At 72.4% G+C, this 21030-nt stretch carries 16 protein-coding genes and 1 tRNA gene; 7 read left to right on the top strand and 10 right to left on the bottom strand.

Translation table 11 applies throughout. The features are described 5' to 3' along the window. Positions 1-152: 152 nt before the first annotated feature. Entirely contained in the window at positions 153-1544 is a 1392-nt protein-coding gene (locus tag Cs7R123_RS18405; RefSeq protein WP_212828082.1) for an aspartate ammonia-lyase, read from the bottom strand. Positions 1545-1739: 195 nt separating this feature from the next. Then, entirely contained in the window at positions 1740-2831 is a 1092-nt protein-coding gene (locus Cs7R123_RS18400) for an ABC transporter ATP-binding protein (RefSeq protein WP_212828079.1), read from the bottom strand. A 257-nt stretch (positions 2832-3088) separates the two neighbouring features. Here Cs7R123_RS18400 and Cs7R123_RS18395 point away from each other — a divergent pair. The 3 genes from Cs7R123_RS18395 (at position 3089) to Cs7R123_RS18385 (ending at position 5468) form a co-directional block, all read left to right on the top strand. Beyond that, positions 3089-3161: transfer RNA gene (locus Cs7R123_RS18395), tRNA-Thr, on the top strand. Positions 3162-3333: 172 nt separating this feature from the next. Further along, positions 3334-3936, top strand: coding sequence for a hypothetical protein (locus Cs7R123_RS18390; protein WP_212828078.1), 603 nt, complete (start codon positions 3334-3336; stop codon positions 3934-3936). A 131-nt stretch (positions 3937-4067) separates the two neighbouring features. Continuing rightward, a complete protein-coding gene (locus Cs7R123_RS18385) occupies positions 4068-5468 on the top strand; it encodes an ATP-binding protein (protein WP_212828077.1) in 1401 nt (466 codons plus the stop codon). A 189-nt stretch (positions 5469-5657) separates the two neighbouring features. On the opposite strand, the gene Cs7R123_RS18380 is transcribed toward Cs7R123_RS18385, so the two are convergent. The 3 genes from Cs7R123_RS18380 to Cs7R123_RS18370 all read right to left on the bottom strand — a co-directional run bounded on the left by Cs7R123_RS18380 (position 5658) and on the right by Cs7R123_RS18370 (position 10366). Next, positions 5658-7901 carry a hypothetical protein gene (locus Cs7R123_RS18380; RefSeq protein WP_212828076.1) on the bottom strand — a complete coding sequence of 748 codons (2244 nt, stop codon included), beginning with the start codon at positions 7899-7901 and terminating at the stop codon, positions 5658-5660. Between the two features lie 108 nt (positions 7902-8009). Then, positions 8010-8489, bottom strand: coding sequence for a hypothetical protein (locus Cs7R123_RS18375; RefSeq protein ID WP_212828075.1), 480 nt, complete (start codon positions 8487-8489; stop codon positions 8010-8012). A gap of 92 nt (positions 8490-8581) precedes the next feature. Beyond that, on the bottom strand, positions 8582-10366 hold the full coding sequence (locus Cs7R123_RS18370; RefSeq protein ID WP_212828074.1) for a hypothetical protein: 1785 nt from the start codon (positions 10364-10366) through the stop codon (positions 8582-8584). A 165-nt stretch (positions 10367-10531) separates the two neighbouring features. Between Cs7R123_RS18370 and Cs7R123_RS18365 the strand changes: the two genes are divergently transcribed. Continuing rightward, positions 10532-12262, top strand: coding sequence for a TrkA family potassium uptake protein (locus Cs7R123_RS18365; RefSeq protein ID WP_212828073.1), 1731 nt, complete (start codon positions 10532-10534; stop codon positions 12260-12262). On the opposite strand, the gene Cs7R123_RS18360 is transcribed toward Cs7R123_RS18365, so the two are convergent. After that, entirely contained in the window at positions 12213-12881 is a 669-nt protein-coding gene (locus Cs7R123_RS18360; RefSeq protein ID WP_212828071.1) for a phospholipase A2, read from the bottom strand. The genes Cs7R123_RS18365 and Cs7R123_RS18360 overlap by 50 nt on opposite strands. A gap of 128 nt (positions 12882-13009) precedes the next feature. Then, entirely contained in the window at positions 13010-14290 is a 1281-nt protein-coding gene (locus Cs7R123_RS18355; protein ID WP_244871903.1) for a DUF4032 domain-containing protein, read from the bottom strand. Between the two features lie 161 nt (positions 14291-14451). Here Cs7R123_RS18355 and Cs7R123_RS18350 point away from each other — a divergent pair, with 161 nt between their 5' ends. From Cs7R123_RS18350 to Cs7R123_RS18340, 3 genes are all read left to right on the top strand, one after another. Continuing rightward, positions 14452-15756 carry a serine protease gene (locus Cs7R123_RS18350; protein ID WP_244871902.1) on the top strand — a complete coding sequence of 435 codons (1305 nt, stop codon included), beginning with the start codon at positions 14452-14454 and terminating at the stop codon, positions 15754-15756. A 98-nt stretch (positions 15757-15854) separates the two neighbouring features. Further along, positions 15855-16562, top strand: coding sequence for a phosphatase PAP2 family protein (locus Cs7R123_RS18345; RefSeq protein WP_244871901.1), 708 nt, complete (start codon positions 15855-15857; stop codon positions 16560-16562). A gap of 80 nt (positions 16563-16642) precedes the next feature. Beyond that, entirely contained in the window at positions 16643-17851 is a 1209-nt protein-coding gene (locus Cs7R123_RS18340; RefSeq protein WP_212829252.1) for an APC family permease, read from the top strand. 202 nt (positions 17852-18053) lie between these two features. Here the strand turns inward: Cs7R123_RS18340 and Cs7R123_RS18335 are convergent, their stop codons facing one another. The 3 genes from Cs7R123_RS18335 to nagA all read right to left on the bottom strand — a co-directional run bounded on the left by Cs7R123_RS18335 (position 18054) and on the right by nagA (position 20999). Next, complete coding sequence (locus Cs7R123_RS18335) at positions 18054-18890, bottom strand: 1-aminocyclopropane-1-carboxylate deaminase/D-cysteine desulfhydrase (RefSeq protein ID WP_244871900.1); 837 nt, start codon at positions 18888-18890, stop codon at positions 18054-18056. A 223-nt stretch (positions 18891-19113) separates the two neighbouring features. Next, positions 19114-19959, bottom strand: a complete 846-nt coding sequence (locus tag Cs7R123_RS18330) for a ketose-bisphosphate aldolase (protein WP_212828063.1) — start codon at positions 19957-19959, stop codon at positions 19114-19116. Further along, on the bottom strand, positions 19959-20999 hold the full coding sequence (gene nagA, locus Cs7R123_RS18325; RefSeq protein WP_374706998.1) for an N-acetylglucosamine-6-phosphate deacetylase: 1041 nt from the start codon (positions 20997-20999) through the stop codon (positions 19959-19961). Before nagA ends, Cs7R123_RS18330 begins: the two co-directional genes overlap by 1 nt. Positions 21000-21030 lie beyond the last annotated feature (31 nt).

The raw sequence follows: 21030 nt of genomic DNA, 5'->3' as shown, positions 1-21030 counted from the left end.
TCCCGACCTGCCACCGTTGACGTGGCGGGGCGGGGCAGGATGTGTTTTCAATAGACGTTGGCCTATCTCGTCGAGAATGATCTCGTGTCACTCGATGAGATAGGCCAACGTCTATGTAAAGCGGGGTCGGGGTGGGCGGCGGCGCGCCGGGTTCAGTCCGGGGTGCGGGTCATGGCCAGGACGTCCAGGGCGGCGTCGAGTTCCGCCTCGGACAGGCGGCCCGCCTCGACGTGGCCCCGTTCCACGACCACCTGGCGGATGGTCTTGTTCTCCGCCAGGGCCTGCTTGGCGATGGCGGCGGCCTCCTCGTACCCGATGTGGCGGTTGAGCGGGGTCACGATCGAGGGCGAGCCCTCGGCGTACAGGCGGCAGATCTCCTCGTTGGCGGTGAGCCCGAGGACGCAGCGCTGCGCGAACACCCGGGACACGCCGGCCAGCAGCGTGATCGACTCCAGCAGGTTGCGCGCGATCACCGGCAGCATCGTGTTCAGCTCGAAGTCGCCCTGCGATCCCGCGAACGCGATCGTCGCGTCGGCCCCGATCACCTGCGCGCACACCTGGCGCACCGACTCGCACAGCACCGGGTTCACCTTGCCGGGCATGATCGATGAGCCGGGTTGCAGGTCGGGCAGGTGCACCTCGCTCAGCCCGGCGCGCGGCCCGGACCCCATCCAGCGGATGTCGTTGGCGATCTTGTACAGGCTGACCGCCACCGCGCGCAGCTGCCCCGACAGCTCCACCAGCGCGTCACGTGAACCGTGCGCCTCGAAGTGGTTCTCGGCCTCCCGCACCGGCAGGCCGGTGTTGCGGACCAGGTGGGCGTACACCTCGCGCCGGAACGCCGCGCTGGCGTTGACGCCGGTGCCGACCGCGGTGCCGCCCAGCGGCAGCTCCGCCACGTGCGGCAGCGCCGAGGCGACCCGCTCGGCCCCGCGCTGCACCTGCTGGGCGTAGCCGGAGAACTCCTGGCCCAGGGTCACCGGGGTGGCGTCCATCAGGTGGGTGCGGCCGGACTTGACCACGTGCGCGAACTGGGCCGCCTTCAGCTTCAGCGCCTCGTGCAGTTCCAGCAGCGCCGGGCGCAGGTCGTCGGCGATCAGCCGCAGCGCGGCCAGGTGGATGCCGGAGGGGAACACGTCGTTGCTCGACTGCGAGGCGTTGACCTGGTCGTTCGGGTGCACCGGGCGGCCCAGCGCCTGCCCGGCCAGGCGGGCCAGCACCTCGTTGAGGTTCATGTTGGTGGAGGTGCCCGAGCCGGTCTGGAACACGTCCACCGGGAAGTGCCGGGCCAGGTCACCGTCGATCACCTGGCGGGCCGCCGCGGCGATCGCCTCGGCGGTCGCGCGGTCCAGCACACCGGTGTCCGCGTTCGCCTGCGCGGCCGCCTCTTTGATCTGGGCAAGAGCGATGATCAGGGGGTACGGCAGCGGCGTGCCGGAGATCGGGAAGTTCTCCACGGCCCGCTGCGTCTGGGCGCCCCACAGCGCGTCGGACGGCACCCGGACCTCGCCCATCGTGTCGTGCTCGACTCGATATTCGGTCATGCCTACATCCTTACCCGCCCCGCGAGGCGGATAAGGAACCGCCAGGCCGCCGGGTTGGCAGCAAGATCGCCGTTTTCGGTCGGAGGCTGCCGCTGGGCAGCACTTCTTGACCGCGAACGCTGATCAAACCGCACAGCGGGCACAGCAAAGGGGGCGGAGCCGACCGGCTCCGCCCCCTTTGGGCTGGCTACTGCGTCAGATGCGCACGCCGGAGGCGGCGTGGAACGCGTGGTGGTGGTCGGCGGCCGGCTTCACGTACACCGTCTCGCCGAGGCTCGGCATCGCGGCGCGGGACGTGGTGACCACGAACCGCTCCTCGCCACCGTTGATCGCGGCGTGGCCGTACACGTTGGCGTTGGCGCCCAGGTCCTCGACCAGGTCCACGACGATCGGCAGACCGCCGTCGCCCGCGCCGACCAGCGCCGAGTCCTCGGGGCGGAAGCCCACGGTGACCTGGCCGTTGCCGCCCTCGGCCTGAGCCGCGGCGACCTGCTCGCGGGTCAGCGGGAGCACCAGCTGACCGAACACGGCACCACCATCGGTGAGCTGCACGGTCTTGATGTTCATGGCCGGCGAGCCGATGAAGCCCGCGACGAAGACGTTCGACGGGCGGTCGTACAGGGTCCGCGGGGTGTCGCACTGCTGGAGCACACCGTCGAGCAGCACGGCCACGCGGTGACCCATGGTCATGGCCTCGACCTGGTCGTGCGTGACGTACACCGTGGTGATGCCGAGCTGCGACTGCAGCGTGGCGATCTGCGAACGGGTCTGCACGCGCAGCTTGGCGTCGAGGTTCGACAGCGGCTCGTCCATGAGGAAGACCTGCGGCTCACGCACGATGGCGCGGCCCATGGCGACACGCTGGCGCTGGCCACCGGAGAGCGCCTTGGGCTTGCGGCCCAGGTACTCCTCCAGCTGCAGCATCTGCGCGGCCTTCTTGACCCGGGTGTCGATCTCCGACTTCGGGGTCTTGCGCAGCTTGAGCGCGAACGCCATGTTCTCGTACACCGTCATGTGCGGGTAGAGGGCGTAGTTCTGGAAGACCATCGCGATGTCCCGCGACTTCGGCGGGAGGTTCGTGACGTCCTTGTCGTTGATGTAGATCGCGCCCTGGTCGACGTCCTCGAGGCCCGCGAGCATGCGCAGGCTGGTGGACTTGCCACAACCGGAGGGGCCGACGAGGACGAGGAACTCGCCGTCGCCGATCTGGAGGTCGAGCTGGTCGACGGCGGGACGCTCGGTGCCCGGGTAGATCCGGGACGCCTTGGCGTACGTGACGGTAGCCATGGGGGTGCTTCCTTCCACCGGCAGGAACGTGCCGGACGATCCGAGTGAAAGTGAGTGCCGTCCGTGTTCACCACGTCCGGCGTCCGCCAAAGTAACCCGGTCACGGGCTGTTAACAAGCCGTTGGATCATCAGGTGGAACGCCCCTGCCAGGCAAAACGTACTTTAGTGCCATAGACGGGGCGAAACTTCTGGGAATCCGGTGGCGAGGCGCACGGCTCCGGCGCGTACCATCGCTGTGAACCGTTTCACGGTTCGTGCCGGCCTGGCGCAATTGGTAGCGCACCCGACTTGTAATCGGAAGGTTGCGGGTTCAAGTCCCGCGGTCGGCTCACTATCCCGCCGCGAGTCAGAGCCCCTGCCGGGTTGTCTCCCGGACGGGGGCTCTTCTGTCTTGCCAGGCTTCTTGCCAGGCGAGCTACGGCATGGATAGCAGGAACAGTGCTGCGAATGCCGCCACGCCCAGCGCGTCACAGGCCACGACCACGAGCAGGTCGAACCAGATTGACTGCCGCAGGCGCGGCCCGGTCGGCGGGTGGCCGATCCGAATCGACACCACTGCTCGGCATCCGCTACCCGTGCGGTGGCGACACCATCAACCCGGCCGTCTTCCAGACGTTCGCGCAGGACATCGAGGCGGCGCTGGCCGCCGGGGATGCCGCCGCGGCGGCTGCGGCCAACCGGCCGTCGGCGTACGTGCGCTCGCAGGTGCCCCCGAACCAGTCGGTGGTCGTGAACACCGCGACGACGATGACCTACACCGAGGAGGTGTGGGACAACGACAACATGGCGAACCTTGCCGTGAACAATGACCGGCTGACGATCCGGACTGGCGGCCTGTACCTGTGCGGTGCGAGCGCGGCCACGCTGTTCGGGTTCACGACCATCACCAGCCTGTCGGTGTCGCTGATGCTGAATGGGACGACCCTGCTCTGGCGCAGACAGAAGCAGGGAGACAGCGGGATCGGGGTGGCCGCCCTGACCCGGGTGCTGCTGGAGCTCAGCCCCGGCGACGTGTTGCAGGCGCAGTGTCGCTGGACGTGGACAGGCGGTCCGACCAACATCACCAGCCGGGCGCTGACGGCGTCGTTGATCGCGACCAACTGACCGGGCTCGGACGGGGTGCCGACACGTAAAGACGGCGCCTCGGAGGAGCCGATCGAAAGATGCGAGCGGCCCGTCGGTCGTGGTCGGTAGAGTAGTTGCTTCACGTTGAGACGACCACAGGAGCAGCAGCGTTGAGCGTCAGACTTCCGTCGCGCTATGAAGATCTCGATGTCGCCTTTCGCGCTCGACTCCGGCCCAATCCGGATCTTATTCAGGTCGTCCAGCGCTGCTACAGCTCGATGAAGATCTCGGGAGGTCTCCGGTTCCTGCCGCTCTACGGGCGCAGCGGGTCCGGCAAGAGCAGCGCGGTCCGGGAGCTCGCGACCCACCTTCCCGAGTGCCGTGTGGTGGAGCTGACCCGCAGCCAGATCCAGTCCGAGGTTGAACTCGTCGCGGCGGTCACGTCACACCCCGGGCGTGGGCAGCTCACGCCCCAGATCACCGTGGCCGTCGTCGACCAGTACGAGGAGGTGGTGGCCGAGCAGAACGCGGTGCCCAGCCAGTTCGTGGAGCGGCTGAGCCTGCTCGACCGTGGCGTGCTGAAGGACAGCTGCGTGCTGGTGGTCTGGCTGACCACCAGCCGGGAGTTCCAGGCCCAACTTGCGGGGGCGACCACCCGCAACGAGCGAATCCTGGCGTCTGCGGGCATGGAGCTGGTCGGGCCCGCCAAGTCGGAGTGGCCCGCCATCATCGAGGAGACCTTCGAGTTCCACAACGGCGGCCAGAACCTGCCCGACCAGGAGGTGCTGCGTACCGACCTGGAGGAGATCGCCGCGACGACGGGAACCATCGGTTCGGCCATCGAGCGTGTCGGCGGGCAGCTCGGGGAGCGGATGGGAGCCCTGCAAGACCTCTCGAAGCACCAGGTCGTCATGTTGTGGCCGGTGACCGACGGCCTGCGCATCCAGCGCATCCAGTCATTCACGAATGCGCGGGAGGGCTACCGGCTCAACTGGGGGTCCTTCTACCAGGAGCTGAGTGCCGACGATCGCCGTACGCTCCCGCTCGCGGCGTACAACCGCGCCCGGCTGTACTTCGACGTGCGCCTGGTGCCGATTGCCGCAGCGGACATCTACCCGCTGTGCCGGGACCTGAGCGATAGCGCGCCGAGTATCGGCAAGTCGTACCTGGACCGCTTCGAGCAGTCGCATTTCGTTTCGCTTCTGAAAGAGACCTGGAACCTCGACTCCTTCACACCGATGAAGGAGCGCGAGTCGAAGCGGGCTGCGGTAGCGCGGGACTGGTACAACACCTCAGGCGTGACCCGAGACCCGGTCGGCTTGGGCAGGCGGCTTGCCTACTGCCTGGGGGAGATCGGCATCTCGGCCAAGCACGAGCAGGACATCGTCACGCCTCACAGCACGGTGCGTGCCGACATCTTGGTGTCCCGCGGCAATTCGTTCCAGTCGGAGGTCATCGTCGAGATGAAAGCCTTCTCCGCCGAGAACACGATGCCCTCTAGCATCCGCGATGCGATCAAGACCACGCTGCGTCGACACGCGCAGCTCGCTGGCTTCTTGCCACGCACGTAGCCGTCAGGGCACCTCGCCGCACCGTCACTCGGCCGCTGCGGCGAGGGACCACCCCGGTCAGGCCGCCGCCGCGAGACGGTTGAGTCCGTTGCGCAGCACTCGCCGCCGTACCGCTGCCAACCTGCTCCTCCGCCATGCCGACCGGGGGCAATAATGCCTGTTCAGGGTCGGTCCGGCGAGTTCCGCCGGTTACTTGTCGGCGCGTGCCAGGGTGCGGGTGAGGGCGGGCAGGACGGCGATGGACAGGGCGAAGCCGAACCCCTGCAGCACCATGGCCGCCAGGTACGCCGCCCCGGACAGCCCGGCGGCGCCGACCAGCCCGAACGGCGACGTCGGGATGATCGCGTCGATGGCGAGCAGCAGCGCGTTCACGTTCAGGTCGTCGGTCGGCTGGGTCGCGCCGGTCGGGCGGAAGACGAACGTGCCGACCGCGATGGCGGTGAGCAGGCAGGCGAACGCCCGCGCGGGGACGTAGCCGTACCCGGCGAGGGCGTCGATGAGCAGGCCGGGGATGCGGCGGAGCAGGCCGGCCAGGCTCAGCGGGCCGCTGCTGTACCGCCGCTGGGTGCGCCGCTTGCCGAGCAGGATGATCCGGGCCTGCCGATCGTGGCCGTTGGTGCGGTAGTAGGCGGCGAGCTGCTCGTACGGCTGCGGGTGGTAGCCGTCGGGGTCGCGCCGCAGCCAGCCCAGCCGCAGGTGCACCGGCGGGTCGGGGTCGGGGTCGAGATCGGTGTACGTCAGCCCGCTCAGCCGCATCGGGTTGAGCAGCGCCCCGGCCGGCACGCAGAGCCGCCCGATGGTGCCCTGGCGCAGGTCGGTGACGCCGGGGACCGCGTCGGGCAGGGTCAGCCAGCCGGTGCTCAGCGACTCGCAGTCGAGCGTGAGATGGGTGGTGGAGGCGCCGCCGTCGGGCACGGTGAAGGTGGCCCCGGCGAACGTGGCACCGCTGAGGGTGGCGTTGGCCAGGGACACGGTGCCCTCGGCGGAGAAGCCGTACGAGCACTGCAGGATCCGGCCGACGGTCAGGTTGCGCCCGTTGAGCGCCAGCCCGCCGGGGTTGGCCAGCTTCGCCCCGGCCAGCGACAGCTGCCCGGTGACGGTGGCGCCGTACAGGTTGACGCCGCCGGTGGCGGTGAAGCCGCCGTGGCAGGTCATGTCCATGTCGACGTGCAGGTTCTCGGCGGCCAGCGCGTCGGCTCCGGGGTTGTCGAGCTTCGCGCCGGCCAGGGACAGGGTCCCGCCGATCTTCGCGCCGCTCAGGTCGACCAGGCCGCTGGCGGTGAAGCCGTCGTAGGCGTAGAACGCCTGGCCGACGGTGATGCTCTGGGCGTGCAGCGCGCGGCCGCCGGGGTTGTTGAGCGTGGCGCCGACCAGCGAGATCTGACCGTCGACGCGGGAGCCGTACAGGTCGATCGCGCCGGTGGCGGTGAAGCCCCGGTAGGCGAGCAGGCTCTCGCCGACGGACAGGTTCTGGGCGTTGAGCGCCTGGCCGCCGGGGCGGCTGAGGGTGGCGTCGAGCATGGACAGCTGCCCGCCGACGCGGGCACCGCTGAGGTCGATGGTGCCGCTGGCGTCGAACCCGTTGTTGAAGTAGACATCCCGTTCGACGACGAGGTTCTGGGCGTTGAGGGCGTACCCGTCGGGGTTGACCAGCACCGCGCCGATCAGGGAGAACCGCCCGCCCACCTTGGCGCCGCTGAGCTCGATCGTGCCTTCGGCGCGGAAGCCGTCCTGGCAGAGCATGTCGCGGTCGACGGCCAGGTTCTGGGCGTTCAGCGCGTAGTCGCCGGGGCGGCGCAGCTCGGCGCCCATGAGCAGCAGCATCCCGCCGATGTGCGCGCCGGACAGCGCCACGGTGCCGTCGGCGGTGAACCCCTCGTTGCAGATCAGGTCCTGGTCGACGACCAGGTTCCAGCCGTTGAGGGCGTCGGCGCCGGGGTTGACCAGCCGGGTTCCGGCCATGGACAGCTGCCCGGCGATCCGGGCGCCGTTGAGGTCGAGCTCGCCCTCGACCCGGCTGCCGGTCAGGTGGGCGGGGCCGGAGGTCTGCAGGCCGTGCGCGGTCAGGCCGGGCAGGCGGCAGCCGGTGAAGGCGACACCCTTGGTGAACGCGTCGGCCAGGTCGGGCGCCCGGTCCAGCCAGCACCGGTCGAGGTGCAGTTCGTATGCGGTGTCGCCGCCGTTGAGGTCGAGGTCGCCGGTGACCAGCGCCCCGGCCAGCCGCACCTTGGCGATGTAACCCCGCTCGACGTCGCGTACGCCGAGCAGCAGCCGCGCGATCAACTGGGCGCGCACGGTCCGGTCGGCGCCCCACGTGTCCGGATCGAACCCTGCCGCGGCCGGGTCGCCCGAGCCGAGGTCGACCAGGCCGCCGGTGGCGAACGCGTCCCACAGGGCACGTTCGGCCTCGTTGACCAGCTCGTTCCTGTCCACGTGCGCTCCTCCCCGAGCCCGAAACGGGGAAAGCCTTTCATCTGCCGTCGACTGAGCAAAGCCGACGATGGGCCGGTGCGCCGACCGGTTCGGCTGAGGCGGCGCCGGTCAGGAGGCGGCGGCGTCGGCGCCCGTGGCCTGGCGGCGGTGGCTGTCGATGGTGCCGACCAGCCCCACGAGCTGCTCGAACGAGACCTTGACGGCGGGCGAGAGCGGGCTGCGGGTCACGCCGACGTGGGTGCGCAGCACGGTGCCGTCGTGCAGTTCCAGGTGCAGCAGGCGGCTGCCGGGCCTGGCGGGCAGGGGCCGGATGTAGACGGCGCGCAGCCGGTCCAGCGGGACGACGGTGCGCGACAGCGGGTTGCGCAGCAGCAGCCGGTCGCCGACGAGGTAGATGCCGCGCTGGTACAGCAACTGCGAGCCGACGAGCAGGCACAGCAGCGCGACGGTGGCGGGCGGGTCGATCCGGCCGTCGACGAGGGTGGCGGCCAGCAGCAGCGCGGACAGGACGGTGCCGACGAGGTAGAGCAGGCCGAGGGTGGGCCGTGGGGTGAGCCGGGTGGTGCGGACGGGCTGGACCGAGGGCATGGGCGCATTGTGCCGTGGGTACGGCCGGCGCCGCTGTCCTGGTGCCGCGCCCGCGTACAGCCGGGGCCGTACGCGGGCGCGCCGGGTCGGGCTCAGCCCAGCGGGAGCAGGCCCGCGGCGGTGCCGACGATCGGCAGCGACCGCAGCACCTCCATCGAAGTGCCCATGTTGCCCAGCAGCGGCAGGTCGTTGACCAGCGGCAGCTGGCTGACCAGGCCGCTGACCGGGAGCATCGCGCCGCCGGCGCCCGCGGGGGCGCTGCCGGTCAGCGAGCCCAGCAGCGGCAGGCCGCTGAGCGGCAGCTGGCCCACCAGCGGCAGCTCCTCGGGCGTACCGGCCGGGTCGGCGTACTCGGCGTCCTCGCCCGCGATCGGGCGGTCGGTGGCGCGGTGGCGGCCGACGTGCTGGTTGGCCGGGGCGGCGTCCAGCGTGTGGGCTGCCGGCGCGGGCAGCAGCTGCGGCTGCGTCGCCGGAGCCAGGCCCGGCTGCGGCAGGGCCGTCCGGGGCGCGAGCATGTTCGCGCCGCGGCCCAGGCCGGCGCCGCTCAGGTTGCCGGTGACCTTGCCCAGCGCGTCGCCGACGATCGGCAGCGAGCCGACGATCGGCAGCGAGCCGCCCGGCTTGCCGCCCTGGACGATGCCGTTGCGCAGCAGGCCGCCCACGAACGGGACCTGGTTGATGGTGTCGAGGCCGAGCTTGCCGTTGACGACGTCCCGGACGACGGGGAGCTGCTTGGCGATGTCGCCCATGACCAGGATGCCGTCGAGCGGACCGCCGTCGCCGAGCAGGTCGCCCACGATCGGGATGCCGCCCAGGAACGGGATGCCCTCGGTCGGGCCGCCCGCGAGCAGGTCGGCGCCGGGAGCCAGGCCGTTCGGGGCGTCGAGCAGGTCGTCGACGCTGCCGTGGCCCATCGCGTCGGCGATCAGCGACGGGACGATCTGCGAGGTGGCGTCGGCGACCTGCTGCGACAGCACCGGGTCGAGCGTGAGGCCCAGCTGGTCGCTGGGGTCGAGCATGCCGCCGTCGAGCAGCATGTCGGCCTGGCGGGACATGGGGTCGGGCTCGTCCAGCCAGTCGGCGAAGCGGTCCTGGCTGATGTCGCCGGCGGACGGCGCGGCGGCGGCCGGTGCCGACGGCGCGCGGTCGGGCTTGCCGGTGTTGAGCCCGCCGGTCAGGCCGCTGAGGCCGTCGGTCAGCCCGCCCAGCGGACCGCCGCTGTCCCCGCCGAGCAGGCCGCCGGTGAGGCCGTCGAGCGGGCCGCTTCCGCCGCCCGCGGCGTCGCCGCCCAGCAGGCCGCCGGTGAGGCTGCCCAGCGGGCCGTCGGTGAGCCCGCCGATGGGGCTCGCCTTGCCGAGCAGGCCGCCGGTGAGCCCGCCGGTCAGGCCGCTGACCGGGCTGGTGCCCTCACCGCCGAGCAGGCCGCCGAGCGGCCCGAGCGGCAGGCCCTCGGTCTGCGCGGCCTCGGTGCCGCCGAGCAGGCCGGTCTGGCCGAGCAGGCCGGTGGTGCCGGAGAGCAGGTTGGAGCTGGGCAGCATGGCGGACAGGCGCGGGAGCTTGCCCGCGAGCGTGATGTCCTGGCCGCCGAGGGCGTGCGCGGTGACGCCGAGGCCGCCGGAGCCGCGCTTGATCGCGACGGGACCGTCGGGCAGCAGCCCGGCGTCGACCCGGGCGTCCGGCGTGTCCAGCGACAGGCCCAGGTTGCTCAGCCCACCGGTGGGTGAGAGGAGATCGGCCACCAACCCGCGCATGGCCTGAAGATCTGCGGTCGGCTTGGCCTCGGTGGCCGTTTCAGCGTGCGCGACGCCACTGCCGAGAAGCATGACGCCGCTCGCCACGCCGACGGCGCCGACGGCTCGGTAGAACCACTTGTTCATGTCCATCCATTCGATTGCTGACCGGTGCACCCGAACTGCGGGGTGCGCAAAGGTGCATTCGTCTGAGGGAGCAACGACCAAAAGGGGCATATCGTCGCGGTAAACGCATGTGCGGCGATCGCTGGCGGGTGGCCCGCGGTGGTGCGCGATCGATACCATCCGGGCGTGTCGAGCCCCTCCTCGGTCATCCCCGCCCAGCGCCGCGGCACGGGGAGCCACTTCGTCGTCAACGGTTCCGACGGGCTGGCATACCGCCTCGCCGAGCAGCTCACGCAGCGATACGGCGCCGACGTCGTGCTGCTGATGACGCCTGAGCAGCTACGCGGCGCCCGCGACTTCAGCGAGCTGCCCCGGGTGCGGGTGCTGGTCGTCGACCGGGTCGACGAGCGCGCCCTGCACCAGGCCGACCTGACGAACTCGCTCGGCCTGGCCCTGGCCGTGCAGGACGACGTCGCCAACATCCACATCGCGCTGCGCGCCCGTGACATCCGGCCCGACCTGCGACTGGTCGTCCGGATGTACAACTCCAACCTCGGCCGCGGCATCGAGGAGCTGCTCGGCAACGCCAAGGTGCTCTCCGACGCCGAGATCGCCGCTCCGGCGCTGGTGGCCATCGCGCTCGACGAGGTCAGCGCGGTGCCGGTGCCGGTCGCGGGCCGTACCCTCGTGGTCGCCCGGCGCGGCGCCGCCGTGCCCGCCGACGTCGTCTGCGGGCTGGTGGACACCGTCGGCACCGGCGCCGCCGTCGACCTGCTGCCCGCCGACGCCGCGTCGGCCGACCTGGTGCTGGCCGAGAGCCGGGAGACGACCTCGGTCGCCGACACGGTCAACGCGGTCGCGCTGCGGATGACCCGGCGCGCCCGGCGGTGGCGGCTGCGCGCCGTCGTCGACACGATGAAGTCCCTGGTGTCGCGGCAGTTCCGGTTCGCGGTCAGCACGGCGCTGGTCGTGCTCGCGGTGGCCGGGTTCTTCTTCGCCCGCGGCGAGCACGTGCGCAGCCTGTGGGACGGGATCTACCTGACCGCGGCCAACGCGTTCGGCGGCCCGGAGCTGAGCCCCGACCTGCCCGGCCGCCAGCAGGTGCTGCAACTGGTCATCGCGCTGGCCGGGCTGGCGCTGGTGCCGCTGGTCACCGCGATGGTGGTCGAGGGCCTGGTCAACGCGCGGCTCGCGGTCGCGCAGGGGCGGCTGCGGCTGCCCACCGACGGGCACATCGTGCTGGTCGGGCTGGGCAACGTCGGCACCCGCGCGCTGCGCATGCTGTACGACCGCGGCCTGCCCGTCATCGCCATCGACATCAACGAGCAGGCCCGGGGCGTGGCCCTGGCCCGCGAGCTGGGCATCCCGCTGATCATCGGCGACGCCAGCCGCGAGAGCACGCTGCGCTCGGCCAACGTGCAGCGCTGCCGCGCGCTGATGACCCTGGCCAGCAACGACGTCATCAACCTGGAGGCCGCGCTGCACGGCCGCAACCTGCAACCGCAGCTGCGGGTGCTGGTCCGGCTGTTCGACGGCGACCTGGCCGCCCGGGTACGCAAGACCTTCAGCATCCGCTTCACCCGCAGCGTCTCCTACCTGGCCGCCCCGGCCTTCGCCGAAGCGCTGATGGATCGCGAGGTCATCGGCACCATCTCGGTCGAGCGCCGGGTGCTGCTGATCGCCGAGGTCGTCGTCGGCCCCGGGTCGCCGCTGGACGGCACGCGCGTCGGCGAGGCCGACCAGCCCGGCGCGGTACGGGTCATCGCGCTGGCCGAGTTCGGCGAGCCCCGCCCGCTGTGGCGCCCCGCCGACAACCGGGTGCTGCACGCGCGCGACCGGCTCACCGTGGTGGCCAGCCGCGACGGGCTCAGCGACCTGATGGCGCAGGCCGCCGCCGCGGGCGTCGCCACATCCTGAACCCGCCGCCCCCGCCGACCGCCGCGAACAGCACCAGCCCGGCGGTCCGGGTCATCCCGGCGGTGTCGAACGGCGGCCCGGACAGCTGGCGCCACGAGTTGAAGCCGACCCCGGCCGCGAACACGGCCACCGTCGTCTCGCAGCTGGCCGGGGTGCTGTCGGTGGTGCACTGCACCCGCAGATCGTGGTCGAGCAGCAGGTCGATGCGCTCGCGGGCGTCGGCGGCCAGCGGCGCGCCCTGGCGGCGGGCGTAGCGCAGCAGGTCGTAGCCGAAGTCGTGGGCCATGCACGGCACCGCGAAGTCGAACGGCCGCCCCTCGCCGGGTACGGAGCACGAGCCCTGCGGGTTGATCACGCGGGTCTCGCCGTCGGCCAGGGTCGCCGTGACCGGGGCGTACCCCATCACCTTGGCGAAGTCCGCCGGGACGGCGGCGAGGTCGCCGCTGGACAGGGCCTGGACGGTACGGGTCGCGGCCGGGTCGTGCCGTTCGTGGGCGTCGCCGGGGGCGGCCAGGGTCAGCGCGGCGGCCACGCCGGCGCCGAGCACGACCAGGGAGCGCAGCAACCCGCGCACACCGGCGCGGGCACCGCCGGGGGAACGGCGCAGCCGTGATCGCATCGTCGCGACCCTTCGGTAGGGGCGTCCCGGCGGGGGTCGCGCCGACGGGGGAGTCGGTCACGTCCGGGTCGGCGGCCCACCCTACCTGCGAAAACACGCCCCGCCCAGCGTCGCGCACACTCCGCGGGTCAGTCGACCAGGGACTCGTCCTCCGGTGCCTCGTCCTCGTCGTCGTCCTCGGGGAGCAGCATGTCGTCGTCGACCTCGTAGCCGAGGACGGCCTGCTCGTCGGGGTGGTGGATCAGCACGTTGGCCAGGAACGACTGGACCGCGGGGGCCAGGCCGAGGTCGCGGCCGGCCTGCTCGCTCAGCTTCCAGCGGTGCCCGATGATCTGCACGAACAGCTCCGGCGGCTCCAGCTTGCCGCGCAGGTGCGGCGGCACGGCGCGGATCACCGGCTCGAACACCTCGGTCAGCCAGCGGTGCGCGGCCTGGGCCTCGTCGGGCAGGTCGTCGGACTCGGCCCGGTACGCGTCGAGGTCGTTGAGCAGGGCGCGGGCCTGGTTCTCCTCGGCGTCCAGGCCGGTGAGGCGCAGCAGGCGGCGGGTGTGGTGACCGGCGTCGACGACCTTCGGGCGCAGCATGACGGTGCGGTGGCCGCCCTCCTCGACGACCGACATCGACACCTCTTCGACGTCGAAGCCGAGCTCGTTGAGGCGGCGGATGCGCTTGTCCATCTGGCGCCGGGTGTCGGCCTCGACGGCCTGCTCGAAGGTGAGCTCGTGCCACAGCGTCTCGTACCGGCGGACGACCTCGTCGGAGACGTGCTCCGGGTCGATGCCCTCGTGCAGCAGTCCCGCGGCCTGGAGGTCCAGCGCCTCGCCGAAGATGTTGGTCCGGGCGATCTCCAGGTCCTCGCCGCGCTGCCCCGGCGACAGCCGCAGGTGCAGCTGTCCGGTCTCGGCGTCGACCAGGTACGCCGCGAACGCGCCCGCGTCGCGCCGGAACAGGGTGTTGGACAGCGAGCAGTCGCCCCAGAAGAAGCCGAGCAGGTGCATCCGCACCAGCAGCGCGGCGAGCGCGTCGAGCAGGCGGTTCATCGTCTCGGGCCGCAGGGTGTGCGAGAACAGCGCCCGGTACGGCAGCGAGAACTGAAGGTGCCGGGTGACCAGCACGGGTTCGAGCACCTCGCCGTCCAGGGCGACCCGGTCGGCGACGATGGCGATCGCCTCGACCGCGGGGGCGCTGATGCGTTCGAGGGCGCGCAGCAGGTCGTACTCCCGCTCGGCGATCTTCTCGCGGGTCTCCTTGACGGCGTAGACGGTGCCCTGCAGCTTCACGAAGCGCACGACGTGGCGGGAGATGCCCTGGGGCAGCGCGACCAGATGGTCGGCCGGCCACTCCTCCAGTGGAGTGGACCAGGGCAGGTCGAGAAGGGCCGGGTCGACGAGGGCAGAGGTTATCCGCACGCGCCTAAGACTACGGATGGGCGCCGACGGGCGGAGCGCCCCTGTGCCGCATCCCCTATTCGGCCGAGGGTCCGGCCCGTGGCCTGCGTCGTTGTGCATCCCGGGAGATCAGCGCAGATGTTCTGGAGGCGGGTCGGATGCGGCGTACGGTCGCGATGGTGATGGGAATCTCTGCCGTGCTGGCACTGGCGACCGCCGCGGGCGCGTCGGTGCTGCACGAGCGGACGGCGCCGCCGGCCGCCGAGCACGCGCTGGTCAGCGGCGTGCAGGCGCCGGCCGAGCGGGCAGCCGCCGCGGCCGACCCCGCCGCGGCCGTGGTGGCGGAGCAGCCGCAGACCCCGCCGGCGAACGTGTACGCCACCGGCCGCGCCGAGGCCGGGAAGCTGGAGCAGACCCACACGGTGCTCGGGTACCTGGACGGGAAGAAGAGCGCCACGCTGCGCTATCCCGGCGCGGAGTTCGTGAAGGTCCACTTCTCGCAGCTGGTGCTGCTGCCCGGCGACTACCTGACCGTCAGCGACCCGCGCCGCACCGAGGTGCACCGCGTCGACGGCGACGCGGTCGGCTCGGTGCTGGGCACGGCCGGGCGCTGGGCGATGTCGGTCACCGGCGACACCGCCCTGGTCGAGCTGCACACCGGCGCGCTGGACCTGCTGGGCCTGGGCGCGGCGGTGGACCGGCTCGGCGTGGTCGTCGACCGGGTCACGCACGGGTACACCGAGGCCGAGCGGGACCGGGCGTCGGAGTCGTACCGGCTGGCGAAGAAGCGGCAGGCCCGCACCGGCCGCGAGGAGACCGTCTGCGGCGACGACGAGAAGGCCGACGCGGTCTGCTACCGCACCACCGACCCCGTCGTCTACCGGCGGTCCAAGGCGGTGGCCCGGATGCTGATCGACGGGGTGGAGCTGTGCACCGCCTGGCGGATCGGCCCGACCAACCGCATGATCACCAACAACCACTGCGTGGCCGACGAGAAGCAGGCCGCCGACGTCGAGGTGTGGTTCAACTACCAGTGCGCCGAGTGCGGCGGCTACGCCGTGTTCCGGCCGACGAAGGTGTGGCTGGACCAGCTCATCACCACCGACAAGGTGCTCGACTTCAGCCTGTTCTCGGTGACCGACTTCGACCAGGTGGAGAAGTTCGGCTACCTGGACCTCGACCTGCGCCGCCCCGCCGAGGGCGAGGAGCTCTACATCCCGCAGCACCCGGCGGGCGCGCCCGCGATGGTGGCGCTGACCAGCGACAAGGACGCCGCGGGCAACTGCGCGGTGCAGGACAACGCCTACACCGGGTACGCCGAGGACACCGACGTCTCCTACTACTGCGACACCGAGGGCGGCTCGTCCGGCTCCCCGGTGATCTCCCGCCAGACGAACAAGGTGGTCGCCCTGCACCACTTCGGCGGCTGCCCCAACTCGGGCGTACGGATCGAGCTCATCTTCGACAAGATCAAGTCCAAGATGTGACCCAGGCCGCCGAACCCGGCGTGCGCGAACCGCGCGGAAGTCGTGGGGATCCGGTGACGGATTCCGCGACCGCCGCGCGGTTCCTGCATAGTGGGCGGGTGGTGAGGTGGACGCGCAGGCTGGACCGGTTCGCTAGCTGGTGGTGGGACGTCGCGCTGGTGGCGGTGTTCGTGCTGGTCACCGTGCTGGTGGCGCGGGGGGCCACGGCTGATCTGGACCTGGGCGTACGCGACTGGGTGCAGACCCACCAGCCGGGCTGGGCGCACGCGGCGGCCCGGCTGCTCAACTACCTCGGCCAGGGCTGGCTGGTCATGTGGATCATCACGGGCGGGCTGACCGTGCTCTTGCTGGCGCGTAGCCGGTCGTGGCGGGCGCTGCTGCCCGCGGTCACCGGCTTCCTGCTGACCTACGTCACGCTCGGGCCGCTGAAGGTCTGGACGCACCGGGACGCGCCGAGCAGCGCGCTGCCCAACGCGGTGGAGATGTTCAACGCCGCCGCGACGGGCTACTCGAACTCGTACCCGTCCGGGCACGTGGTCAACGCGATCGTGTGGTGGGGGATCATCGTGATCCTCGCCGGGCGGATGTGGGCGCTGCCGCCGGTGCTGGTGCGCTGGGTGCGGGTGGCGCCGCCGGTGGTCGTGCTGCTGACGACGACGTACCTGTCGTACCACTGGATCACCGACGGGATCGCGGCCCTGGCGCTCGGCCTGCTGCTGGACCGCCTGATCCACCGCGTCGACTGGAACGCCGTCCTGCCCGATCTCCGCCCCGCCCGCACCGGGGTTGAGCAGCCACAGGGCTGAGAAGCCGCCCCTCCTGTACACATTCCGTTCAGAAGGCGCCCTTCCTTAGCTCAACCTCGGGGGACTAGCCTGCGCGGGTGATCGTTGGGTTGTCGCGTCGGCTCGGGCCGCTGGACGCCGTCGTCATCGGGCTCGGCTCGATGCTCGGCGCGGGCGTGTTCGTGGTGTGGGGACCGGCCGCGGCCGCCGCCGGGACCGGGCCCGCGCTGCTCGGCGCGCTGGCACTGGCGGCGCTGGTGGCGGCGTGCAACGCGACCGGGTCGGCCCGGCTCGCCACCCGCTACCCCGAGTCCGGCGGGACGTACGTGTACGGGCGCGAGCAGCTCGGGGCGTACACCGGCTTCCTGGCCGGGTGGGCGTTCGTCATCGGCAAGACCGCCAGCTGCGCGGCGATGGCGCTGACCATCGGCTTCTACCTGTGGCCCGACCACGCCCGGCCGGCCGCCGCCGCGGCGGTGGTGCTGCTGGTCTCGGTCAACGTCCGCGGCATCGCCAAGACCGCGCTGGCCACCCGCATCCTGGTCGTGGTCACGCTGGCGGTGCTGGTCGCGGCCGTGGTCGCGGGCCTGACCCGCGGAGGTACGGCCGACGCCGGGTCCGTCGGCCCCGGCAACCCGCTGGCCGCCGCGGGCCTGCTCTTCTTCGCCTTCGCCGGGTACGCCCGGCTCGCCACGCTGGGCGAGGAGGTGCGCGACCCGGCCCGCACCATCCCGCGCGCGGTGTGGATCGCGCTGACCGTGGTGCTCGTGATCTACGCGGCCGTGGCGCTGACCTGCCTGACCGTGCTGGGCCTGCCGGGCCTGGCCCAGTCGACCGCCCCGCTGGCCGACGTCGCCGCCCACTCGGTGCCCGCCCTGGTCCCCGTCGTACGGGCCGGGGCCGCGATCGCGGTGTGCGGGGTGCTGCTGAGCCTGCTCGCCGGGATCGGGCGCACCGTGCTGGCCATGGGCCGCCGGTCCGACCTGCCCAGCCGGCTGGCCGCCGTGCACCCCCGGTTCCAGACGCCGTGGCTGGCCGAGCTGGCCGTCGCGGCGATCGTCGTCGCGGTGGTGTCGCTGGCCGACGTACGCGGCGCGATCGGCTTCTCCAGCGTGGCCGTGCTGACCTACTACGCGATCACCAACGCGGCCGCGTGGACGCTGGGCGGGCCGAAGACGCTGCGCGCGGTCGCGGCGCTGGGCCTGATCGGCTGCGTCGTGCTCGCCACCACCCTGCCCGAACCCACGGTGCTCGCCGGAGTGGGCATGCTCGTCCTCGGCACCATCGCCTACGCCGCCCGCCGCCGCTGACCGCGCCCGGCCGCGCGGTACTGCGACGCGGGGCCGCGGCGTGCGGTCCGCCGCAGGCGGCCCGTCATGATCGGCGTTTGCGGTCAGACGGTGCCCGTAGACGGTGGGTTCTGACCGCAGACACCGATCTTCACAGGCCAACCCACCGCGGCCCGGCCCGGCCCGGCCAGCCGTGCGCCGACCCGGCGGGTCGACCCGGCGCTCAGCCGGTGATGATGACGGCGATGCGGGTGCCGGTGGGGATCTGGCCTGCGGCTATGTGGGAGTAGAGGCCTGCCAGCAGCTTGCCGGTGTAGATCGGGTCGGGGCGGTAGCCGTGCCGGGTGGCGAAGTCGGTGCAGAAGGCGAGCAGGTCGGGCGGGGTCTTGGCGTACCCGCCGAAGTGGTGGTCCAGGTCGAGGCGCCAGTTGCCGGTCGGGGCGCCCCAGGTCTCGGTCTGGAGGCGGGTCACCTCGTCGGCGAGGAAGCCCGCGCCCTTGAGCACCGCGAAGCCGAGGGCGGTGGCGCCCGGTGGCAGGCCGCCCGCGAGCCCGGCCAGGGTGCCGCCGGTGCCGACGGGGCAGCACAGCAGGTCGTAGGGGATGCCGAGTTCGGCGGGCAGCTCGGCGCAGCCGCGTACGGCCAGGGCGTTGCTGCCGCCCTCGGGCAGGAGGTAGCAGTCGCCGAAGCGCTCGCGCAGCCCGGCCAGGACCGGTTCGGTGTGCTTGCGGCGGTAGGCGTCCCGGTCCAGGTAGGTCAGCCGCATGCCCTGCGCCGCGGCGTAGGCCAGGCTCGGGTTGAGCGGCTCGTGCGGCTCGCCGCGTACGACGCCGACGGTCGCGAACCCGTGCCGCCGCCCCGCCGCCGCCACCGCGCGCAGGTGGTTGGAGTAGGCACCGCCGAACGTCAGCAGCGTCGAGTGCCCCTGCTCCCGCGCCGCGACCAGGTTGTACTTCAGCTTCCGCAGCTTGTTCCCGGGCAGCTCCGGATCGGTCAGGTCGTCGCGGCACAGCCACAGCCGCACCCCGCGCTCCTCGATCCGCTCGTCGCGAACCTCCACCACCCGCACCCGACCACCCCGCCACACCCGAACCCGCCCCCCGACCGCCCGCCGACCGGAGAACCCCTAGATCAGCCGAGTTGCCGGGCAATCGGGCGTATGACAGGGCACCATACGCCCGATTGCCCGGCAACTTGCGCGATCTTGGGGCTCGGCCCGGCTCGGCCCGGCGGCCGGAGGCGGGCCAGGCCGGGTCCGGGTCAGGGCAGGGTCAGGGTCCGGGTCAGAGGAGGGTGAGGAAGTGGCGGACGGTGGCGGCCATGGCGGTACGGGCCGGGGCCAGGTACTTGCGGGGGTCGACGAGTTTCGGGTCGACGGCGAGGACCTCGCGGACCGCGCCGGTCGCCGCGATGTTCAGCGCCGTGCCGATGTTGACCTTCACCAGGCCACCCGTGACGGCACGGCGCAGCTCGGCGTCGCCGACGCCGGAGGAGCCGTGCAGCACCAGCGGCACCGCGACGGCCGCGCGCAGCGCCGCGATCAGATCGTGGTCCAGGGCCGCGTCGCGGCTGGTCATCGCGTGTGACGAGCCGACCGCGACGGCCAGGGCGTCCACGCCGGTGGCCGCGACGTAGCCGACCGCCTCGGCCGGGTCGGTCCGGGCCCCGGGCGCGTGCGCGCCCAGCGGCGCCGCCCCGTCCTTGCCGCCGACCGTGCCCAGCTCGCTCTCCAGCCACAGCCCGTGCTCGTGCGCGAACTCGGCGGCGGCCCGGGTGGCGGCCACGTTCTCGGCGTACGGCAGCGTCGAGGCGTCGAACATCACCGACGAGAAGCCGTGCCGGGGCGCCTGGCGCAGCAGCTCGACCGACTCGACGTGGTCGAGGTGCAGGGCCACGTCGATCTCGGCCTCCTCGGCGACCGCGCGGGCGGCCGCGGCGATCGGGCCGAGCCGGCCGCCGTGGAACTTCACCGCGTTCTCGCTGATCTGGAGGATGACGGGACGCCCGGCGGCCGTGGCCCCGGCGGTGATCGCCTCGGCGTGCTCCAGGGTGATCACGTTGAACGCGGCCACGCCGCCGCCGCGCGCGGCGGCCTCGGCGACCAGCTTCCCGGTGGGGACCAGCGCCATCAGACCCACGCTCCCGCGCGCAGCACCCGGGTGACGGCCAGGTCGCCGTCGAGCAGGACCGCGTCGGCGCGCAGGCCGGGGCGCAGCGCGCCGACCTCGTCGGCCAGGCCGATCGCGCGGGCCGGGGTGGTGGCGGCCATCCGGGCGGCGTCGACCAGCGGCAGTCCGGCGCCGACGGCGCGGCGCAGCGCCGCGTCCATGGTCAGCGTGCTGCCCGCGATGCTGCCGCCGTGGGCGAGCCGGGCGACCCGGTCGGCGACCACGACGGCCTGGCCGCCGAGGTCGTACTCGCCGTCGGCCATGCCGGTGGCCGAGATCGCGTCGGTGATCAGCGCGGCGCGGTCCGGGCCGGTGGTGTGCGCGACCAGGCGCAGCGTGCCGTCGTGCAGGTGGATGCCGTCGGCGACGAGCTCGCACACCACGGTCGGGGAGTCCAGCAGGGCCACGATCGGGCCGGGCTCGCGGTGGTGCACCGGGCGCATGCCGTTGAACAGGTGCGTGGCGACGGTCGCGCCCGCCGCGACGGCGGCCACGACCTGCTCGTACGACGCGTCGGTGTGCCCGACCGCCGCGACCACCCCGTGCGCCGCCATCTGCTCGATAGCGGCCAGGGCCCCGTCGCGCTCCGGCGCGACGGTGACCATGCGCAGCACGCCCGCGCCGAGCTTCAGCAGCTCGGCGACTTCGTCGGCGGCCGGGTCGCGCAGGAACTCGGGGTTCTGCGCCCCGCACCGGGCGTGCGACAGCCACGGCCCCTCGAAGTGGACCCCGGCGAGCACCCCCTCGGCCACCAGCGGCGCGTACGCCGCGAGCGCGTCGCGCATCAGCTCGACCGGCGACGACACCAGGCTGGCCAGCAGCGTCGTGGTGCCGTGACCCAGGTGGAACGCGGCCCCGGCGCGGGCCTGCGCCGCGTCGCCGGTGGTGAAGGTGTGCCCGCCGCCGCCGTGGTTGTGGATGTCCACGAAGCCGGGCAGCACCCAGCGGTCCTCGGCCGGTCCCGGCTCGATCGCGGCGATGGTGTCGCCCGCGACGACCAGGGTGCCTTCGACGACGCCGTCGGGGGTGACG

Origin of the sequence: Catellatospora sp. TT07R-123 (assembly GCF_018327705.1) — a bacterium.
Lineage (GTDB): Bacteria > Actinomycetota > Actinomycetes > Mycobacteriales > Micromonosporaceae > Catellatospora.
Note: the sequence above shows the minus strand (reverse complement) of the source record. Positions and strands in the feature narration are given on the sequence as shown.